Origin of the sequence: uncultured Desulfovibrio sp. (assembly GCF_910584445.1) — a bacterium.
Lineage (GTDB): Bacteria > Desulfobacterota > Desulfovibrionia > Desulfovibrionales > Desulfovibrionaceae > Desulfovibrio.
The window spans coordinates 71,444-89,029 of the sequence record NZ_CAJUBO010000007.1; the positions used below are offsets into that span (position 1 = coordinate 71,444).

Annotated in this window: 18 protein-coding genes; 8 read left to right on the forward strand and 10 right to left on the reverse strand. The window is 68.8% G+C overall.

Features of this window, described 5'->3' with window-relative positions:
* From purB to hisH, 5 genes are all read right to left on the reverse strand, one after another.
* Window positions 1-1,305: an adenylosuccinate lyase gene (purB, locus tag QZ294_RS04845; protein WP_297047440.1), complete on the reverse strand. Its 1,305-nt coding sequence runs from the start codon at window positions 1,303-1,305 to the stop codon at window positions 1-3.
* 18 nt (window positions 1,306-1,323) lie between these two features.
* Window positions 1,324-1,728 carry an FmdB family zinc ribbon protein gene (locus tag QZ294_RS04850; RefSeq protein ID WP_297047442.1) on the reverse strand — a complete coding sequence of 135 codons (405 nt, stop codon included), beginning with the start codon at window positions 1,726-1,728 and terminating at the stop codon, window positions 1,324-1,326.
* Between the two features lie 861 nt (window positions 1,729-2,589).
* Window positions 2,590-3,438 (reverse strand): PP-loop family protein, encoded by an 849-nt coding sequence (locus QZ294_RS04855; RefSeq protein ID WP_297047447.1) that lies wholly within the window; start codon window positions 3,436-3,438, stop codon window positions 2,590-2,592.
* Window positions 3,432-4,211 (reverse strand): imidazole glycerol phosphate synthase subunit HisF, encoded by a 780-nt coding sequence (hisF, locus tag QZ294_RS04860; RefSeq protein ID WP_297047449.1) that lies wholly within the window; start codon window positions 4,209-4,211, stop codon window positions 3,432-3,434. The genes QZ294_RS04855 and hisF overlap by 7 nt, the downstream gene beginning before the upstream one ends.
* Window positions 4,180-4,845 (reverse strand): imidazole glycerol phosphate synthase subunit HisH, encoded by a 666-nt coding sequence (hisH, locus tag QZ294_RS04865; protein ID WP_297047452.1) that lies wholly within the window; start codon window positions 4,843-4,845, stop codon window positions 4,180-4,182. The genes hisF and hisH overlap by 32 nt, the downstream gene beginning before the upstream one ends.
* A gap of 271 nt (window positions 4,846-5,116) precedes the next feature.
* On the opposite strand from hisH, the gene QZ294_RS04870 reads away from it, so the two are divergent.
* Complete coding sequence (locus QZ294_RS04870) at window positions 5,117-5,713, forward strand: adenylyl-sulfate kinase (RefSeq protein ID WP_297047454.1); 597 nt, start codon at window positions 5,117-5,119, stop codon at window positions 5,711-5,713.
* 90 nt (window positions 5,714-5,803) lie between these two features.
* Here the strand turns inward: QZ294_RS04870 and QZ294_RS04875 are convergent, their stop codons facing one another.
* Window positions 5,804-6,940: a Xaa-Pro peptidase family protein gene (locus QZ294_RS04875; RefSeq protein WP_297047457.1), complete on the reverse strand. Its 1,137-nt coding sequence runs from the start codon at window positions 6,938-6,940 to the stop codon at window positions 5,804-5,806.
* Window positions 6,941-7,074: 134 nt separating this feature from the next.
* Here QZ294_RS04875 and QZ294_RS04880 point away from each other — a divergent pair, with 134 nt between their 5' ends.
* The 7 genes from QZ294_RS04880 to QZ294_RS04910 are packed head-to-tail and all read left to right on the forward strand — an operon-like array spanning window position 7,075 to window position 13,990.
* Window positions 7,075-7,893, forward strand: coding sequence for a dihydroorotate dehydrogenase electron transfer subunit (locus QZ294_RS04880; RefSeq protein WP_297047460.1), 819 nt, complete (start codon window positions 7,075-7,077; stop codon window positions 7,891-7,893).
* Between the two features lies 1 nt (window position 7,894).
* Window positions 7,895-8,836, forward strand: coding sequence for a dihydroorotate dehydrogenase (locus QZ294_RS04885; RefSeq protein WP_297047463.1), 942 nt, complete (start codon window positions 7,895-7,897; stop codon window positions 8,834-8,836).
* Window positions 8,833-9,978: a hypothetical protein gene (locus QZ294_RS04890; protein WP_297047466.1), complete on the forward strand. Its 1,146-nt coding sequence runs from the start codon at window positions 8,833-8,835 to the stop codon at window positions 9,976-9,978. Before QZ294_RS04885 ends, QZ294_RS04890 begins: the two co-directional genes overlap by 4 nt.
* Entirely contained in the window at window positions 9,975-11,075 is a 1,101-nt protein-coding gene (locus QZ294_RS04895) for an NAD(P)-dependent oxidoreductase (protein ID WP_297047469.1), read from the forward strand. The genes QZ294_RS04890 and QZ294_RS04895 overlap by 4 nt, the downstream gene beginning before the upstream one ends.
* Window positions 11,072-13,078, forward strand: coding sequence for an ABC-F family ATP-binding cassette domain-containing protein (locus QZ294_RS04900; RefSeq protein WP_297047474.1), 2,007 nt, complete (start codon window positions 11,072-11,074; stop codon window positions 13,076-13,078). The genes QZ294_RS04895 and QZ294_RS04900 overlap by 4 nt, the downstream gene beginning before the upstream one ends.
* The gene (locus tag QZ294_RS04905) at window positions 13,075-13,569 is read left to right on the forward strand and encodes a (deoxy)nucleoside triphosphate pyrophosphohydrolase (protein WP_297047477.1); all 495 of its coding nucleotides are present in this window, start codon (window positions 13,075-13,077) and stop codon (window positions 13,567-13,569) included. Before QZ294_RS04900 ends, QZ294_RS04905 begins: the two co-directional genes overlap by 4 nt.
* Window positions 13,559-13,990, forward strand: coding sequence for a bacteriohemerythrin (locus tag QZ294_RS04910; protein ID WP_297047480.1), 432 nt, complete (start codon window positions 13,559-13,561; stop codon window positions 13,988-13,990). The genes QZ294_RS04905 and QZ294_RS04910 overlap by 11 nt, the downstream gene beginning before the upstream one ends.
* A gap of 52 nt (window positions 13,991-14,042) precedes the next feature.
* On the opposite strand, the gene QZ294_RS04915 is transcribed toward QZ294_RS04910, so the two are convergent.
* The 4 genes from QZ294_RS04915 to QZ294_RS04930 form a co-directional block, all read right to left on the reverse strand.
* Window positions 14,043-14,435 carry a hypothetical protein gene (locus QZ294_RS04915; protein ID WP_297047483.1) on the reverse strand — a complete coding sequence of 131 codons (393 nt, stop codon included), beginning with the start codon at window positions 14,433-14,435 and terminating at the stop codon, window positions 14,043-14,045.
* 289 nt (window positions 14,436-14,724) lie between these two features.
* The gene (thiF, locus tag QZ294_RS04920; protein WP_297047487.1) at window positions 14,725-15,360 is read right to left on the reverse strand and encodes a sulfur carrier protein ThiS adenylyltransferase ThiF; all 636 of its coding nucleotides are present in this window, start codon (window positions 15,358-15,360) and stop codon (window positions 14,725-14,727) included.
* Window positions 15,357-16,481, reverse strand: a complete 1,125-nt coding sequence (gene thiH / locus QZ294_RS04925) for a 2-iminoacetate synthase ThiH (protein WP_297047541.1) — start codon at window positions 16,479-16,481, stop codon at window positions 15,357-15,359. Before thiH ends, thiF begins: the two co-directional genes overlap by 4 nt.
* Window positions 16,482-16,785: 304 nt before the next feature.
* Entirely contained in the window at window positions 16,786-17,559 is a 774-nt protein-coding gene (locus QZ294_RS04930) for a thiazole synthase (RefSeq protein WP_297047489.1), read from the reverse strand.
* Window positions 17,560-17,586: the final 27 nt, after the last annotated feature.

Here is a 17,586-nt window from a genome sequence, read left to right on the forward strand (position 1 = left end):
CTAGTTTTCCGCGTCCGGGCCGAAGACGCGCGCGAAAATGGCGTCCTCGTGGCGCAGGTAGAAGGTAGGGTCGAACAGCTCCGCCAGTTCCGCGCCCAGCCGCGCCGAGATGACCGGGTCGGCGGCCACCAGCTCCGGGAAGGGGCGGCGGCTGCGCCAGCTCTCCATAGCCAGGCGCTGGACGGACTCGTAGGCCTCCTGCCGGGGCATGCCCGAGGACACCAGCGCCGTGAGCACCCGCTGCGAAAAATACAGGCCGCACGAACGGTCCATATTTTCCCGCATCCGCTCGGGATGCGTCACGAGGCCGCCGAGCAGGCGAGTGAGCCGCGCCAGCGCGTAGTCCGCGATGATGGTCGAATCGGGCATGATGACGCGCTCCACCGAGGAATGGCTGATGTCGCGCTCGTGCCACAGGGCCTGATCCTCCAGGGACGCCAGGGCGTTGCCGCGCAACAGGCGCGCGAGGCCGCACAGATTCTCGGCGGAAATGGGGTTCTTCTTGTGCGGCATGGCCGAGGAGCCTTTCTGGCCCTTGCCGAAGCCCTCTTCCGCCTCCAGCACTTCCGTGCGCTGGAGGTGGCGCAGCTCCACCGAAAGGCGCTCGATGCCCCCGCCCATGACGGCAAGGGCCGTGAAGAACTGGGCATAACGGTCGCGCTGGACGATCTGGGTGGAATGCGGGTCCACCCGCAGCCCCAGACGGTCCAGGGCCAGCTTTTCCAGTTCCGGCGTGACAAAGGCATAGGTCCCCACCGCGCCGGAGAGCTTGCCCACGCGCACATTCTCCAGCGCTTCGCGGACGCGGCGGCGGTGCCGGGAAAACTCGGCGTAAAAACCGGCCATCTTGAGGCCGAAACTCGTCGGCTCGGCGTGGATGCCATGGGTGCGCCCCATGCAGAGCACGCCCTTGTGCCGCCGGGCCAGATCCCCCAGCGTGTCGAGCAGGGCGTCCAGATCCGCCAGGATGAGCGCCCCGGCCTGCCCCAGCAGCAGGGCATTGGCCGTGTCAACGATGTCGGACGAGGTGCAGCCCAGATGGATGAACCGCGCCTCGGGACCCACCTTTTCCTCAAGGGAGGTGAGAAAGGCGATGACATCGTGGCGCGTGACTTCCTCGATGGCGAGGATGCGCTCCACGTCGATGTCCGCCTTCCGGCGGATGACGGCCACGGCTTCAGCCGGGACGCGGCCAAGCTCCGCCCAGGCGTCGCAGACGGCAAGCTCCACGGCCAGCCATGCCCGGTAGCGGTTTTCCAGAGTCCAGATACGGCCCATTTCCGGCCGGGTATAGCGTTCTATCATGCCTTCCTCGTGGGTGGATCAGGCCGTTGAGCCGGCACTGGCGGAAGCCGCGCCCGCTGCCGCGGGTTTCGCCGCCGGGGCCTCGGCGGTGGCGCCGGAGCTGGCCGGTTTCGCCGTTGTTGGGGCCGGGGCCGCCGGCTCCTTTGCCACCAGGGCCTTTTCGCCCTGGGTCGCGGGCGTGGTGGGCGTGCTCGCGGCCGGCACGGAAGCGCCGGAGCCGCCGTCCTCGGTGATGCCCTTGCGGTAGCCGTAATCGCTCACATACCAGCCCTCGCCCTTGAGCACAAAGGATGTCCGCGAGATGATCCGCGGCGAGGGCGTGCCGCAGTCGGGGCAGGGTTCCTCCCGGTGCGCTTCGGACGCCTTGACCCATTCCTCAAAGACGCGCCCGCACTTGGGACATTGATATTCATAAATCGGCATGGCGAAGAAAATCGGCCCGACCAGCGGCCGGAAGCCGCCTCCGGTTGAGGTGACGCCGTCCCGCCGCGCATGGCGCCGGGATGCGGCCTGAAAAAAACGCACAGAACGCCGGGCACGCAAAAGCGCGCGCCGGCCGTCCTGATCTCGACCACTGACGCGAAACCGTCAGAACCGGCGGCGCGCCCACCGCCGGGAAAAAACCGGGCCTCAGGCCTTGAGTCCGCTGCGCGCTTCGCGGGCGCGGAGCTTCATGCGCTCGGCGCGACGTTTGCGGCGGCGATCCAGCTCTTTCTTGCGCTCGATTTTTTTGTGAGCCATAGGTCTTTCGTCCTCCAGATGAAATTCCGGGCCTCGCCTCGCGGCAAGACCACAGCCGAAGTGCTCCTAAATAGGACATCCGCGCGGGAAAGTCCAGCCTGCGGCGGCGAAAAACCGCGGCACGGCGGGAAAAGGGCGATCGCCTCTTGCGGGGCGCCGCCCCGCACCCCGTTGGGGGCCACTGGCCCCCAAACCCCCGTTTGCGTTTCTCTCACTGCGTTGCAGTGAGAGAAACGGATGCCAATGTGAATGCCCTGTGTATTTTCTCCTCTTCCCGAAACCGGAAGGCAGCGCACCCTTTCCGCAAGTCCGCCCGGAGCGGAGCGCAGGGCGGGGGCTGTCGCCGCCGAAATCCTAAAAAATACGAATTTTTCGGCGCTGGCAAGGAAGTGGGCGATTTTTGGAGGGAGTGTACTTAAGTACATGACCGACAAAAATCGCCCAGTGACGCCGCCAGCGCTGAAAAGGCGGTTTTTGACGGATAACGGTGGCATCATGCGGAACAGTACGCCCGACATGCGCGACCAGTCTCTCGGCCCCTTTTCAACCGCGCCCGTTCCGGGCGGGAGCGGCGGCAGCGCCGTCAAAAAAGCCGCTCACGGTGCCGGTGGCGCGCAGGACGGCCGGGGCAAAGCCCTGCGCCGCAAGCAGTTCCTCCACCGCGCCTTCCAGACGCGCGGGCAGGCGCATGGCCTGAAACAGGGGTTCCGGCGTGAGCCGCAGCCGGAATTCCCCGAAGCCGCCCTCCGGCCCATGGGCGTCCCTGTCGGTCTCGTCCAGCGCGGCCAGGGCCGCCTCGGCCCGCGCCAGCCGCGCCAAAAGCCGCGCCCGCGGCCGCATGCCGTAGGCCAGACGCGTCAGCAGGCAGGGCCGCGCCGCCTGGTCGGGATGCTCCAGACCGGTTGCCCGCGCCAACGCGCGGATGGCGTCCTTGCCCAGCCCGGCAAGGGCCAGCGGGGAACGCACCCCGGCCTCGGCCACGGCCCTCAGGCCCGGACGGAAGGCATGCAGGTCGTCGGCATTGCCGCCGTCGCAGAGGACGCGGTCCGCCTCTCCGGCGGCGTCCAGGGTCCGGCGCAGGGCGGCCAGCAGGGCGCACTTGCAGGCATAGCAGCGTTCGCGGCTGTTGGCCGCCACCTCCGGCAGGGCCAGCGGGTCATGGGTCACGGTCAGGAGGCGCAGCCCCCGTTCCCGCGCCCAGCGGCGCGCGGCTTCGCTTTCCGCGGGCGGCACATGCGGGCCGTCCGCGTGCAGGGCCAGCACGTCGCAGCCCGAGGCCAGCGCCATATGGCAGAGGAAGCGGCTGTCCAGGCCGCCGGACAGGGCCACGGCCATGCGGGGAAGGCCGGCAAGCGCCTCCCCGAGCCGGGCCGCGTCCGCGCCGCCTACCATGCGAGCCGCGTCCGCACGCCGCCGGCGGCAAGGCATTCCTTGCAGGCGCGGATGCTGTACTGTCCGAAATGGACGATGGAGGCCACCAGGGCGGCAGAAGCCCCGCCGGTGGTGACCGCCTCCAGCAGGTGGCGCGGTTCGCCCGCGCCGCCCGAGGCAATGACGGGAATGTTCACGGCGTCGGCCACGGCGCGGGTCAGGCGCAGCTCATACCCGTCACGCGTGCCGTCGGCGTCGATGGAATTGACGCACAGCTCGCCCGCGCCCAGGGCCTCGCAGCGCCTGGCCCAGGCCAGGGCGTCCAGGCCGGTCCGCACGCGGCCGCCGTGGACGACGATCTCATAGCCCGAGGGCACGGTTTCCGTGGGGGGCACGGCAAGCACATCCATCCCCACCACCACCGCCTGGGAGCCGAACGCGTCCGCCCCCCTGCTCACCAGCTCCGGCTCGCGCACGGCGGCGGAATTGAGGGAGACCTTCTCGGCCCCGGCCAGCAGCACGGCGCGCATGTCGGCCACGCTGGCGACGCCGCCGCCCACGGAAAAGGGGATGAAGATCTCCCGGGCCACGCGTTCCACCACGTCCAGAAAGATGCCCCGGCGCTCCGCCGAGGCCGTGATGTCGTAAAAGACGATCTCGTCCGCTCCGTCCTCGTAATAGCGGCGCGCGCTTTCCACGGGGTCGCCGATGTCCTCGTTGCCCGCGAAGCGGACACCCTTGGTCAGGCGCCCGTCGCGCACGTCAAGACAGACAATGACGCGTTTCGAGAGCATGGGCAGCCTCCTCCCGGCAGTAGCCATAGAAATTTTCCAGCAGCGCCAGGCCCGGCCGGCCGCTTTTCTCGGGGTGGAACTGGACGGCCCAGAAACCGTCACGCCCAAAGACGGAACAGAACTCGCGCCCGTAGCGCGTGCGCGCGATCTCCAGTTCCGGCGCGGTCTCCACATAATAGCCGTGCACGAAATAAAATTCGGCGTCCGGGCCGATGCCGTCCAGCAGGCGCGAGGGGCGCACGACGCGCAGGCGGTTCCAGCCCATGTGCGGCACAGGGGCGCGGGTGCCGTCCTCCTCGCGCATGTCCGGCGGGAAGCGGCGGCAGATGCCGGGCGCGAGGCCAAGCGTGGGCACGCCGCCCTCCTCGCTGCGCTCGAGCAGGATCTGGCAGCCGAGGCAGATGCCCAGGAAGGGGCGGCCGGCGGCCACAAGGCTCCGCAGGGGCGCCTCCAGCCCGGCGGCGCGCAGGGCGCTCATGGCCTGGGCGGCCGCGCCCACACCGGGAAAAATGACGCCCTGCGCCGCTTCCAGGGCCTCGGGCCGGGCCGTCACGATGCTGGGGATGCCGCAGTGCTCAAGCGCGCGGCGCACGCTTGTCAGGTTTCCGGCTCCGTAATCCACGATGGCGAGCATGATCCTTCCTTGTCAGATGCGGGATGCGGGAGGGCAGCCTATCCCGCTTTGCCGCGCCTGTACAGCCGGACCCCGGGCAGGCGCGGACCGGACAGGACAGGTACGGACAGACAGCCGCCGGCGCGAAACGGCGTCAAAAAGCCCACACCCGGGGCGGAGATTCCGCATCGCGCAAGAGTTGGCCGGCTTTTTGCAAGGTGTGCGGCATCCATCAACGGCGAAATGCCACGGCCCGGCGGCCCCGCCGCCGACGGCAAACGAGGTTCGCATCATGCCCGTCATCTGGTTGCTCGGACTTTCCGGTAGCGGCAAGACCACGCTCGGCTCCCTGCTCCGCCTGCATCTCGAAAGCCAGGGCCATTCCGTGGCCCATGTGGACGGCGACGCCTTCCGCCGGCAGTTCGGCTTTTCCGGCTTCAGCCCGGCCGACCGCATCCGCAATATCGACGCCATGCGCGAGCATGCGCTCCAGCTCCATGCCCAGGGCAGGGTCTGCATCGTGACCGCCATCACGCCCTATGAAAGCATGCGCCGCAAAAACCGCGAACAGATCCCCATCTATCGCGAAGTCTGGGTGCGCTGCGCCCTGAAGACGCTGGTGGAGCGCGACCCCAAGGGCCTGTATGCCCGCGCCGCGCGCGGCGAACTCGCGCGCCTCACCGGCGTGGCCGATACCTTTGACGAGCCGCTGCATGCCGATGCCGTCATCGACACCGACCGCCTGACTCTGGCGGAAAGCTATGTGGCCCTGCGCGACCTGGCCGAGGAGGCGCTCAACGTCAGCCGCAGCTGGCGGGAATTCCGCGAGGGGCTGCCCCTGCCGAGCCTGCCGCTGCCGCCCGCGCGGCCACAGCGCCTGAAACAGTAGCGCGGGGCAAACGACGCTGCCATGCGCGCGGGTGATCGCCCACAGGCGCATCGGCACCGCAAAAGCGGAACCACGCCCGGCGGAAAAGCGTCAGAACACGCGCACGCCGTCCTGGGTGACCAGCACCGTGTGTTCCCAGCGCACGCCGCCCCAGTGGGGATAGTAGAGGCCCGGCTCCACGGTGACGGTCATGCCCGGTTCCAGCGCGCCCGTGGCGCGCGGGGAAAGGCTGGGGGCCTCGTGCGTTTCCAGGCCCACGCCATGGCCGAGTCCGTGGGTGAAATGGTCCTCCACCCCTTCCCGCGCAAAGACGGCGCGCGCCGCCGCATAGACATCGGCCAGCGCAAGGCCCGGCCTCATGACGGCCAGGGCCTCGGCCTGGGCCGCGCGCACCAGGGCGAGCGCGCGGGAAAATTCCTTGCCCGGCGCGTCTCCGGCCCAGAAGGTGCGCGTCTGGTCCGAGCAGTAGCCGTCCACCCGGCAGCCCACATCCACCAGCACCGGACCCTCGGCGGGAATGCGCGCAGCACCCGGGATGGCATGCGGCAGCGCCCCGTTCGGCCCGGCGGCCACGATGCTGGCAAAGGCCAGCCCCTCGGCGCCGTTCTCGCGAAAAAAGCGTTCGATCTCCCAGGCCAGTTCCCGCTCTTCCCGGCCCCGCCAGTCGCCCCGCGCGAGGCCCTCCTCCACATGCCGCAGGAGCCGGTGGTTGAGCGCGAAGCTCCGCTCCATGGCCGCGATCTCTTCAGGCTCCTTGATGCGCCGCAGGCGCTCCACCAGGCCGTCGGCCGCCTCCAGCGAGGGAAAGCGCCCGGCCCGCGCCGCCAGCTCCCGCGCGAAGGCGTGGCTCACGCCCTGCGCCTCAAGACCCGCGCGCGCGCCGCAACGGCGCAGCAGACGCGCCAGGTCCCCGGCCGTATCGCCGCCATACAGAAAGATGCGCTTCCTGTCCCAGAGCCGGGCCGCCGCGTCGGCATACCGCGAATCCGTGGCGAGCCAGTCCCCGCCGTCCGCCGTGATGACGAGCCGCCCCGCGCTTTCGTTGCACTGCGGGTCATGCAGCTCAAAGCCCGACAGATAGAAACGGTTGGGCGCGCGGCTCACGAGCAGGGCATCCAGCCCGCGCGCCGCCATGAGGCGGCGCAGGCGGTCGCGGCGCCGCGCGTACATCTCCCTGGTCCCGCGCGGCATATCCGCGCCCGTTCCGCAAGCTTCCCCCGCTTCCATGCCTCCTCCTCCGGCTGCTGGCCCGCGCCGTCAGGGAACGGCGCAACGCCATGGTAGCGCGCATGCCCGCCGGAGAAAAGCCCCGGCCCGCGCTCCTGTTGACCGGCGCCGCCCTCCCGGAGTATAGCAACGCCATGTCCACTCCATCCTCCAGCCTGCTGACGGTCCTGGACCTGGTGCCCTTCGGGCAGACAGGGCCGGGGCACCGTTTCTTCGCCCTGCGGCTCAGCCGCCCCGACTGGCCCGACTGGGAGCGCTGGCGCCCCGGCCAGTTCGTCATGGTGCGGCCCGTTTCCTTCGGCCTGGAGATCCCGTGGGCGCGGCCCTTCGGCATCTGCCACATGACGACCAGGCACCTGATCTGCTTTTTCCAGGTCCACGGGCGTGGCACGCAGCGCATGGCCCGGCTGACCGCCGGGGACCAGGTGCGCGTCTGGGGTCCGCTCGGCAACGGCTTTGCCATGGAGGAAGACACCCCCACCCTGCTCCTTGCCGGGGGCATGGGCATCGTGCCCTTTGTGGGCTATGTGAACCGTCACCCCCAGCCGTGGAACCTGGGCATGCTCTTCGGCCACCGCGAACCGCTGGGCTGCTACCCCGTGGACAGCATCAACGAGCGCGTGCCCGTGGATACCCTGCGCGAGCCGGAGTCCGGCGATCTCGACGACTTCATCTTTTCCCTGCAGGAGCGCATCCGCGACAATGCGGAGCAGAACGGTCTGGTGCTTGCCTGCGGTCCCCGGCCCTTCCTGCTCACCGTGCAGAAACTTGCCGCCAGATATGGCGCGCGCGCCCAGCTTTCGCTGGAAAACCGCATGGCCTGCGGCGTGGGCGCCTGCCTCGGCTGCGTGGCGCGCACCACGGAGGCGTGGCCGGTGGCCGCCACGCGCGGCGCGCCCGTTCAGGTCTGCACCCAGGGTCCGGTCTTCTGGGCCAACCAGATCGAGCTTTGACATGGACCTCACCGTCACTCTCAAGGGCCAGCGCCGCGACCTCACCCTGAAGAACCCCGTGCTCACGGCATCGGGCACCTTCGGCAGCGGCCTGGAATTCGCGCCCTATGGCGATCTCGCCGCCCTGGGCGGCATCGTGGTCAAGGGGCTTTCCCTCAGGCCGCGGCAGGGCAATGCCCAGCCGCGCATCGTGGAGACCACGGCGGGCATGCTCAATGCCGTGGGCCTCCAGAACGACGGGGTCGAGTCCTTCCTCGCCTTCAAGCTCCCCCACCTGCCGTGGCGCGAAACGGCCATCATCGCCAATCTCTACGCCACCAGCCCGGAGGAGTTCCGCGAACTGGCGGCCAGGCTCAACAGCGAGCCGGGCGTGGCCGCGCTGGAGGTCAATGTCTCCTGCCCCAATGTGGCGGCGGGCGGCGCCCTCTTCGGGCAGGACCCGAAGCTCGCCGCGGCCGTGACCCGCGCGGTGCGTGAAGGCGCGCCGGACAAGCACGTCATGGTCAAGCTCTCGCCCAATGTGACGGATATCGCCCTCATGGCGCGCAGCGTGGAGGATGCGGGCGCGGACAGCATCTCGTGCATCAACACCCTGCTCGGCATGGCCGTGGATCTTCCCCGCCGGCGGCCGGCGCTGGCAAATATCGTGGGCGGCCTTTCCGGGCCGGCCATCAAGCCGGTGGCCCTGCGCTGCGTCTGGCAGGCAGCGCGGGCGGTGAGCATCCCCGTGGTGGGCCTGGGCGGCATCGTTTCGGCGGATGACGCCCTGGAGTTCCTGCTCGTGGGCGCGCAGGCCGTGCAGGTCGGCACGGCCAACTTCCTGCGGCCCGACGCGGCCTTCGCCATCGTGGAAGATCTGCCCGCCGCCTGCGAACGCGCGGGGGCGGCGTCCCCGCGCGAGCTTGTGGGCGCGCTGGTGACGGACCGAGACGGACCCGCATGACACCCCGGGACCTGCCCGAGATCCTGCCGGTCCGCTCCCGGCGGGAATTTGCGGACTTCATCGACCTGCCGTGGCGCATCCTCGGCGCGTTCCCGCTCTGGGTCCCCCCGCTGAAAAGCCAGGAGCGCGACCTGCTCACGCCCGGGCGGCATCCCTTCTGGGAAACGGCGCGGCGCGAGCTTTTTCTGGCCCGGCGCGACGGCCGCGCCGTGGGCCGCATCGCCGCCATCGTGGACGAAAAGTACAATGCCTACGCCGGCGAACGCTGCGGGGCCTTCGGCTTTTTCGATTGCGAGGACGACCCCGGGGCGGCCCACGCTCTGCTGACGGCGGCGCGGGACTGGCTGGCCGACCAGGGCATGGCCTTTCTGCGCGGTCCGCTCAATCCCTCGACCAACTATACCTGCGGCCTGCTCGTGGACGGCTTCGAGCGGCCGCCCGCCATCATGATGCCGTGGAATCCGCCCTGGTACGCGCGCCTGCTCGAAAGCTGGCACCTGCGAAAGGAGGCGGACCTCTTCGCCTACCTCATCGAACGCGCGCGGCTGGACCTGCCGGACTGGCTCACGGAAGAGGTGGCCCGGCTCAAGGCCGAGGGCCGCTTCACGGCGCGCACGTCGAGCAAGGCCACCATGGCGGAGGACATCCGCGCCATGCTCGACATCTACCGCGAGTCCTGGGCGGACAACTGGGGCTTCTCCCCGCTTTCGACGGGTGAGGCGGAACGCCATGTAAAGGAACTGAAAACCATCCTCGACCCGGACTTTTTCCTGCTCTTCTTCCACGAGGGCAAACCCGCGGCGGGCATGGTGGCCCTGCCGGACATGAACCCCCTGCTCAAGCGGCTCAACGGACGGATCGGTCCCGCCGCGCCCTGGCACTGGTGGCGGTCGCGCGCGGAGATCCGGGGCGGGTACCGCATCATGCTCTTCGGCATCAGGGAGGAATACCGCCTGCTGGGGCTGCCGCTGCTCCTGCTGGACGCCATGCTCGACGCGGCCCGGCGCCGCCCGGACTTCCAGTGGGTGGAAGGCTCCTGGGTGCTGGAGGACAATGTGGCTATCGACGACCTCATCGAGGATTTTTCCGGGCGCCTCGTCAAGCGCTACCGCATCTACCGCAGGGAGATCCCCCAGCCATGACGGCACGCGCCGCTTCCCCCGCGCGCCCCGGGACCCGGGGCGCGGACTTGGCGCATCTGCGCGGCAGGCGTGTCCTCGTGACCGGGGGCACCGGCTTTCTCGGACGGCACCTGCTGCCGCGTCTGCTGGCGGCCGAAGCCCGCGTGACCTGCCTTGCGCGTCCCGGCTCGGAAGTGGCGCGCCTCCCGGACGGGGTGGCCGTGGCCCGGGGCGACTGCGCCAGCGGCGAGGGCCTGGCCGAGGCCCTGGCCGGGCAGGAGATCTGCATCCACATGGCCGCCCTGCTCTTCGGACTCGGCTGGCAGGACTACCTGCGCGCCAACTCCCGCGCCGCCGCGCAGCTTGCGCGGGCCGCCGCGGCTTCCCCCACGCTGGGGCGCCTGGTCCTCGTCTCCAGCCTCGCGGCGGCGGGACCAGCGGCGGACCCGGCCCGCGCTCCCGGTACTCCCGGCGCGCCCGGTACTCCCGAACTTCCCTGCCGCCCGGTCTCGGCCTATGGCTGGTCCAAGCTGCTGGCGGAAGAGATCCTGGGCCGCGCGCTGGGTCCCCGGCTCGTCATCGTGCGGCCGCCCATCATCTACGGCTCCGGCGACCGGGGCCTGCTTCCGGTCTTCAGGGGCGTGGCCCGGGGCGTGGCCGCAAGCCCCGGCGCGTTCCGCCGTTTTCCCGTTTCCGTGGTCCATGCCGATGACGCGGCGCAGGGCATCCTCCTCGCCAGCGGACCCACGGCTTCCGGCGCCTACTTCCTCAGCGACGGCGCCCGGCACGACATGGACAGCTTCTGCCGGGCCATGGGCCGGGCGCTCGGGCGGGAACGCGTGCGCGTCCTGCATCTGCCGCTCCCCGTCATGGCCGTCACCGCCGCCCTGGGCAGCGGCGCGGGCCTCCTGATGGCGCGCCTTGCGCGCCTGGGAGCCTGCCCGGCGCCCCGGCGCGCGCCCAATTGGAACCTTGACAAGTACCGCGAGGCGCGGGCCCCCGGCTGGCTCTGCGACGCCGGACGCATCATGAACGAGCTCGGCTATGCGCCGCGCATGGATCTGGAGGCGGGCATGGCCGAAGCCGTGGAGGGCTACCGCCGCGAGGGCTGGTTGTGAAGATCGCCGTTCAGGAACTTTCCAAGGCCTTTGGCGGCCGGGACATTTTCACCAATTTCTCGCTGGAGGTGGATTCCGGGGTCAGGCTCTGCGTCTGCGGTCCCAACGGCACGGGCAAATCCACCCTGCTGCGCCTCCTGGCGGGCGTGGAGGCCCCGGACGGCGGCCGCGTCCTCCTGCCCAGGGGCTGCCGCCTGGGCTATGTGGAGCAGGAATTTTCCGAAACGGCGCTGGACACCCCGCTCCTGACCTATGTCCTGGACGTGCTCCATGACTGGAACGACTTCTGGGCGCAGTGGGAGGAGGCCGCCCGCCAGAAGGACGAGGCCCGGCTCACGCGCCTGATGGAACGCCAGGCGGAGCTGGAGGCGGTCTATGGCTACAATCCCGAGCATCGCGCCAAGGCGGTGCTGTCCGGCCTGGGCTTTTCCGAGGCCAAGTGGGGACGCACCCTGCGGGAGCTTTCGGGCGGCTGGCGCGAACGCGCCAAGCTGGCGCGCGTGCTGGTGGCCGGGGCCGACGTGCTCCTGCTCGACGAACCCACCAACCATCTGGACATGGAGGCCGTGGAATGGCTGGAGGGCTTCCTGCGCGACTTCGCGGGCGCCCTCGTCTTTGTGGCCCACGACCGCGTCTTCATGGACAGCGTGGGCACCCATGTCCTTTATCTGGGCCTTTCCAGGCCCGTGTTCCGCAAGGCCACCTATACCCAGTTCCTGCGCCTCCAGGAGGAATACAACGCCCAGCGCGAGCGCGAGGCCAAGGCCCTCCAGGACGAGCTGGACCGCAAGATGGCCTTTGTGGAGCGTTTCCGCGCCAAGGCCACCAAGGCGCGGCAGGCCGGATCGCGCCAGAAGATGGCAAAAAAGCTGGAAAAGGAGCTGGAAGACTACCGGCCGGAGCCAAAGCGGCGCGAACTGAACTTCGCCTGGCCCGAGGCGCCGCACTCGGAAAAGGTGGTGCTGGCCGCGGCCGGGCTGGAATTCCATTTTCCCGATGGCAAGGCCATGTGGCCGCCGCTCACCTTCACCCTCTACCGGGGTTCGCGCATCGCCCTGGTGGGGCACAACGGCTGCGGCAAGTCCACCCTGCTCAAGCTGCTGGCCGGAAGCCTCGAACGCACGGGCGGCTCCGTGGTCACAGGTTCCCTGACGCGGCTCGGCTACTATACCCAGCACCAGATGGAGACGCTCAGGCCCGACACCACGGTGCTGGCGGAGCTGCGCCGCCTCGCCGACCCGCGCACCACCGAGGAGGAGCTTATGAGCGTGCTCGGCCTCTTCCTCCTCGGGCAGAGCTATTTCGACCGCCAGGTGAGCGCGCTTTCGGGCGGGGAAAAAAGCCGCCTGGTCCTGGCGAGCCTGTTCCTCAAGCGCTGCAACTTTCTCCTGCTCGACGAACCCACCAACCATCTCGACCTGGAAAGCCGCGAAGCCCTGGCGCGCGCCCTGGAGAACTTCGACGGCACCCTGCTCATGGTGGCCCATGACCGCTGGCTGCTCTCGCAGGTGGGCGCCGAAGCCTGGGAACTGGACAGCCGGGGCATCACCGTCCACGCCGATTTCGCGGCCTACGACGCGGCGCGCAAGGCGCGCCTCGCCGGAACGCCCGCCAGCGCCGTGCTGCGCCTCGACGGCGGCCAGAACATCGCGCGGGACGTCGCGCCGTCGGCCCCCCAGAACCGCCCGCTCTCCCGCGATGACCAGAAACGGCGCAAGCGCGAGGAGGCCGCCCAGCGCAACGCGCTCCACAAGGCGCTCAAGCCGCTTCAGGACAGGTACGCGGCCCTTGAGGCCGAACTGGCCCGCGTTCTGGAGGAACAGGGCGCCGCCGAATCCGAGCTGGCCGACCCGGAGGTCTATGCGGACCACGCGCGCTCGGGCGAACTCCTCAGGCGCTTTGAGGAATGCCGCGCCCGGAGCGAGACGCTGGTGGAGGAAATGGCCGGTCTCGAAAGCGACCAGGAGACGATCCGCGCCCGCTACGGCGCCGGGGACGCATGAACGCGGACGCGGGCGCATCCCCCGCCCCTGCCCCGGATGCCGGGCACGATGCGCTGCCGGTGGTGGACGTGGCCGCGGGCATCCTCTGGCGCCAGGGGCGCCTGCTGGCGGCGCGACGGCCGGAAGGCAAGCCGCTGGCCGGATTCTGGGAGCTGCCCGGCGGCAAGCTCGAACCCGGGGAAAGCCCGGCACAGGCGCTTGCCCGCGAACTCGCCGAGGAACTGGGCGTCACGGCGCGCGCGGCGCGCTTCTGGCGCGTCACGGAGCATGCCTATCCGGAACGCGGCCTCCGGGTGCGGCTCCACTTCTTCCATGTGACGGACTTCAGCGGCGAACCCGCCGCCCGCGAGGGGCAGGCCCTGGCCTGGGTCACGCCGGCAGAAGCGGCCGGCCTGGACTTTCTCCCGGCGGACGCGGACATGCTCGGGGCATTGCAATGCCCCCCGGGCGGGGATACAACCTCGCCGGAGGGAGCATGTCATGACGCCTGACGACATCCAGTGGCTCAGGGAATACGCCGTGGGCGTGGACAGCATCGACAACGCCCACCGCGAGCTTTTTGCCATCGTCCGCCGCCTGCACATCATCACCGAACAGGAAAAGCGCTACCAGTGGGTCGCCGAGGAAGGCATCAAGTACCTCAAGCGCTATACGCTCAAGCACTTTGAGGATGAGGAAGCCTACATGCGCGCCATCCGCTACCCCGGGCTGCCCGGCCATCTCCTCCAGCACGAGGGCTTCCGCGCCAGGGTGCTGCCGCGCGTGGAAGGGCACCTGGCCGCCGCCGGGTATTCGCCGGACGCCATCCAGCGCTTCCTGACCATCCTGCGGCTCTGGATCACGCGGCACATCCTTGTCCACGACAAGAATATCCGCCCGGAAGGCGCGGAACCCGGCCCGGAGGCGCAGTAGGACGGTTTGGTGCTGGCGGATTGGCCCGCTCAATATGCAGATGCTTGTTGCATCAAATAATCTTCAGAGGAAAAACGGGATACTTTTTTCCATCTTCTGTCGTGGCAAGACATGGCGCGGCCGCCAGTTCCGCCTTGCCCCTGAATTCATATTTTCCCGGCTGGTTTACTTCAAACAAGAAGACATCCTCTCCGCCTTGCAAAAATGTTTCAAGACGGAGATTCGCGCCTTTCAGATTCCCGCCATCTGTCAAAATCCTTCCAGCGAATCGCAATATCCCGTCTTTCCAGACATTGGGCAAGCCAGCCTTGGTATTGTTGACAACAATCACTATTGTCCCAGTCTTTGAAGAATACCGGATCCCGCCTTCACACGCGCACTGGAAGACGGACATCAATTGACGATTTGATAGTGTTTCACCGACAGACAAACCAGGATCAAACATATTTCTCCTTCCCGGGTCCCCGCAATTCCATACGGCAACCCCCGACATGGGCCATGACTGGCCCGGAGAGGACGGCCTTTCAGCGGGGCAATCCCCCCTCAAAAAATTTCCCGCGCCGACGCGGAAACGGGCGGTTTCCGGCGGGGTCGCCCACGCGCATGACCTGCAAAAATCGCGCAACAACGCCATCAGCGCAAAAAGAACAGTTTCGGAGGACTAGTACGGATAGTGGCATTCACCACCCGCCACATCCCGATCACTACCGCATCAATGGAGCCTGACGCCAGACTCAGGCGAAAATGAATTCCAGAGCCGCATCGGCCAGCAGGGCCGCCGCCTGGGTCACGCGCGGGGCCAGGGGCGGGGCGTTTGCCACATCCGACTGAAAATCCCCCACCAGCGTCAGGTTGCCGAGACGGCGGCGCCCCATGGGCGGGCCGCCCACACCCGCCATGCCCGAGGCCGAGGCCACCCGCAGGCCCGCCAGCAGGGCGCGCTCCACCAGCAGGGTCTTGGTCTCCGGCGCATCCACGGCCTCCACCCAGATGGGACAGGAGGGAAGCAGGCCCGGCAGCGTGGCCGCATCCAGGCGCAGGGGCGCCAGTTCCAGACGGATATGAGGATTCAGCTCGCGCAGAAGTTCCGCCAGGGCCTCCACCTTGAGACGCCCCACATGCCGGGGCCAGAACTGCTGGCGGTTGAGGTTGGACGGCTCCACCACGTCATGGTCGATGAGCAGGAAGTCCTCCACCCCGGAACGCGCGAGCATGAGCGCCGCATTGGAACCCAGGCCCCCGGCCCCGGCAATGCCCACCCGCGCCCGGCCGAGCCGGGCGAGCTGCTCCGGCGTGAAGTGGCGGCGCAGCCCCTCGCGCAGGGCGTCCCCGGCGCCGGGCGGACAGTCCGGCGCGCCGGCGCCGCTCATGCCGCGGGGTCTTCCCAGTCCTTGAGCACGGGCTGGTAGCCGTTGGCCGCAAGCGCGGCCATCATCTGCTCAAGGCTGCGATGGTCGGTGATCTCGAACTGGCCGGGATTGTGCAGATCCTCGGTGGCGCGGCCGCCCACGGCGGTGGACACGCCCGCCGAGACACGCGTGACGCCGACCGGCACGAGATGGTCGCGCATGAAGGCGCTCTCGCGGCTGGAACAGGTGATGCCCGCGCGCGGCAGGAAACAACGCAGGGCCGTCACATATTGCACCAGATGCCGGTCATCCACGCCGTGCGTCACCTCGAATTCCCCCTCGTGCGGGCAGATGCGCGGGATGGAAACGCTCAGCTCCACGCCGGGGAAGCGGCGCTGGAGCCACCAGGCGTGCAGGCCCGTGGCGAACGCGTCCTGTTCGAAGGCTCCCAGCCCGAGGAGCGCGCCCACGCCCAGGGAGCGCATGCCCGCGCGCGCGGCCCGCTCCGGCGCGGAAAGCCGGAAGCCGTAATCGCGCTTGGGACCGGCCGGGTGCAGCCAGGCATAGAGTTCGGGATCGTAGGTTTCCTGAAACATGGTCATGGAGTCCACGCCCGCTTCCACAAGCAGGCGGTAGTTCTCCTCGGTCTGGGAATAGACCTCGATGCCCACCGAAGCGAAGCGCGGCTTGATGCGGCGCACCACCCCGGCGATGTATTCCGGCGAAGAGACCTTGGGCGCATCGCCCGTGAGCAGGAGGATGTGCTGAAAGCCCAGGTCCGCGATGGCAAAGGCTTCGGCGGCGGCCTCCTCCACGCTCAGATGGCGGCGCGGCTGCGTGTTTTTGGCATTGAAGCCGCAATAGCGGCACTGGTTCGTGCAGACATCGGAAATATAGAGCGGCGTGAAAATGCTCACGGCCCGGCCGAAATAGCGCAGGGTCAGCTCGTGGGCCTTTTGCGCCATGGACTCCAGATGCCCTTCCGCCGCCGGGGAAAGGAGGACAAGAAAATCCTCCGGCGAAAGCCAGTGACGCTCCAGCTTGTCCAGCACCGCCGGCACGGCGTCCGGCGTGGCGCGGGCCACCAGTTCGGCGCGCCGCTCAGCGGGCCACGCCTGCAGAAATTCCCGAAACTGTTCCATCATGCACCCGGACCCGTAAAAAAACGATAGTGTGCATATGGTCCACTGCACACTTAATGCCGGAATTATCCTTCAAAAACAGCCTCTCCGCTGCTGGCTGCGTTAGCGAAAAATTTTCTTGGTCGAGTACTTAAGTACACTCCCTGCGAAAATTTTCCGCTTCCTTGCCAGCAGCGAAGAATTCTTATTTTTCAAGGATTCTCCCGGCACCAGCATCCGTCTGTCGCTCCGCTCCAGACGGAATCTGGAAGATGCATCAACTGATTGTACAACTGGACCCCCAAAACGCCCGACGACCGCGGCGTCAGCGCAAAAAGCCCGTCAGGGGCGACGAGGCCGCGGCCCCCTCGCCCCGGCCCCTCACCGCGCCCGCGCCCGCGAGCCAGGCGTCGCGCCCCGCGGCCACGGCGGCGCCGAAAGCCCGCGCCATACGCACGGGATCGCCCGACGAGGCGATGGCCGTGTTCACGAGGCACGCGGCGGCGCCCATCTCCATGGCATCGCAGGCCTGGGAAGGCAGGCCGATGCCGGCATCCACCACGATCGGGATATCCAGTTCCTCGATGAGGATGGCGATCATTTCCCGCGTACGCAGGCCCCGGTTGGTGCCGATGGGCGCGCCCAGCGGCATGACGGCGGCGGCCCCGGCGTCCACGCAGGCACGCGCCACATAGAGGTCGGGATTGATGTACGGCAGGACCGTGAAGCCCTCGGCGGCAAGCATTTCCGTTGCCCTGGCCGTCTCGTAGCCGTCCGGCAGCAGATGGCGCGTGTCCGAGATGACCTCGATCTTGATCCAGTCGCCGCAGCCGGCGGCGCGGGCCAGCCGCGCCAGACGGACGGCCTCTTCCGCCGTGCGCGCGCCCGACGTGTTGGGCAAAAGCCGCATATGCGCGGGGATATGGCCCATGATGCCCTTCTGCCCCGGTTCCACGCGGCGCATGGCAACGGTGATGACCTCCGCGCCGCTGGACTCGGCCACGGCGGGGATGAGGGCGTCGTCACCGTACTTGCCGGTACCGATGAACAGGCGGCTTTTCAGGGTCACGCCGCCAATGACCAGTGGATCGTCCTGCATATCGCCTCCGCCGCCGGCGCGGCGGCC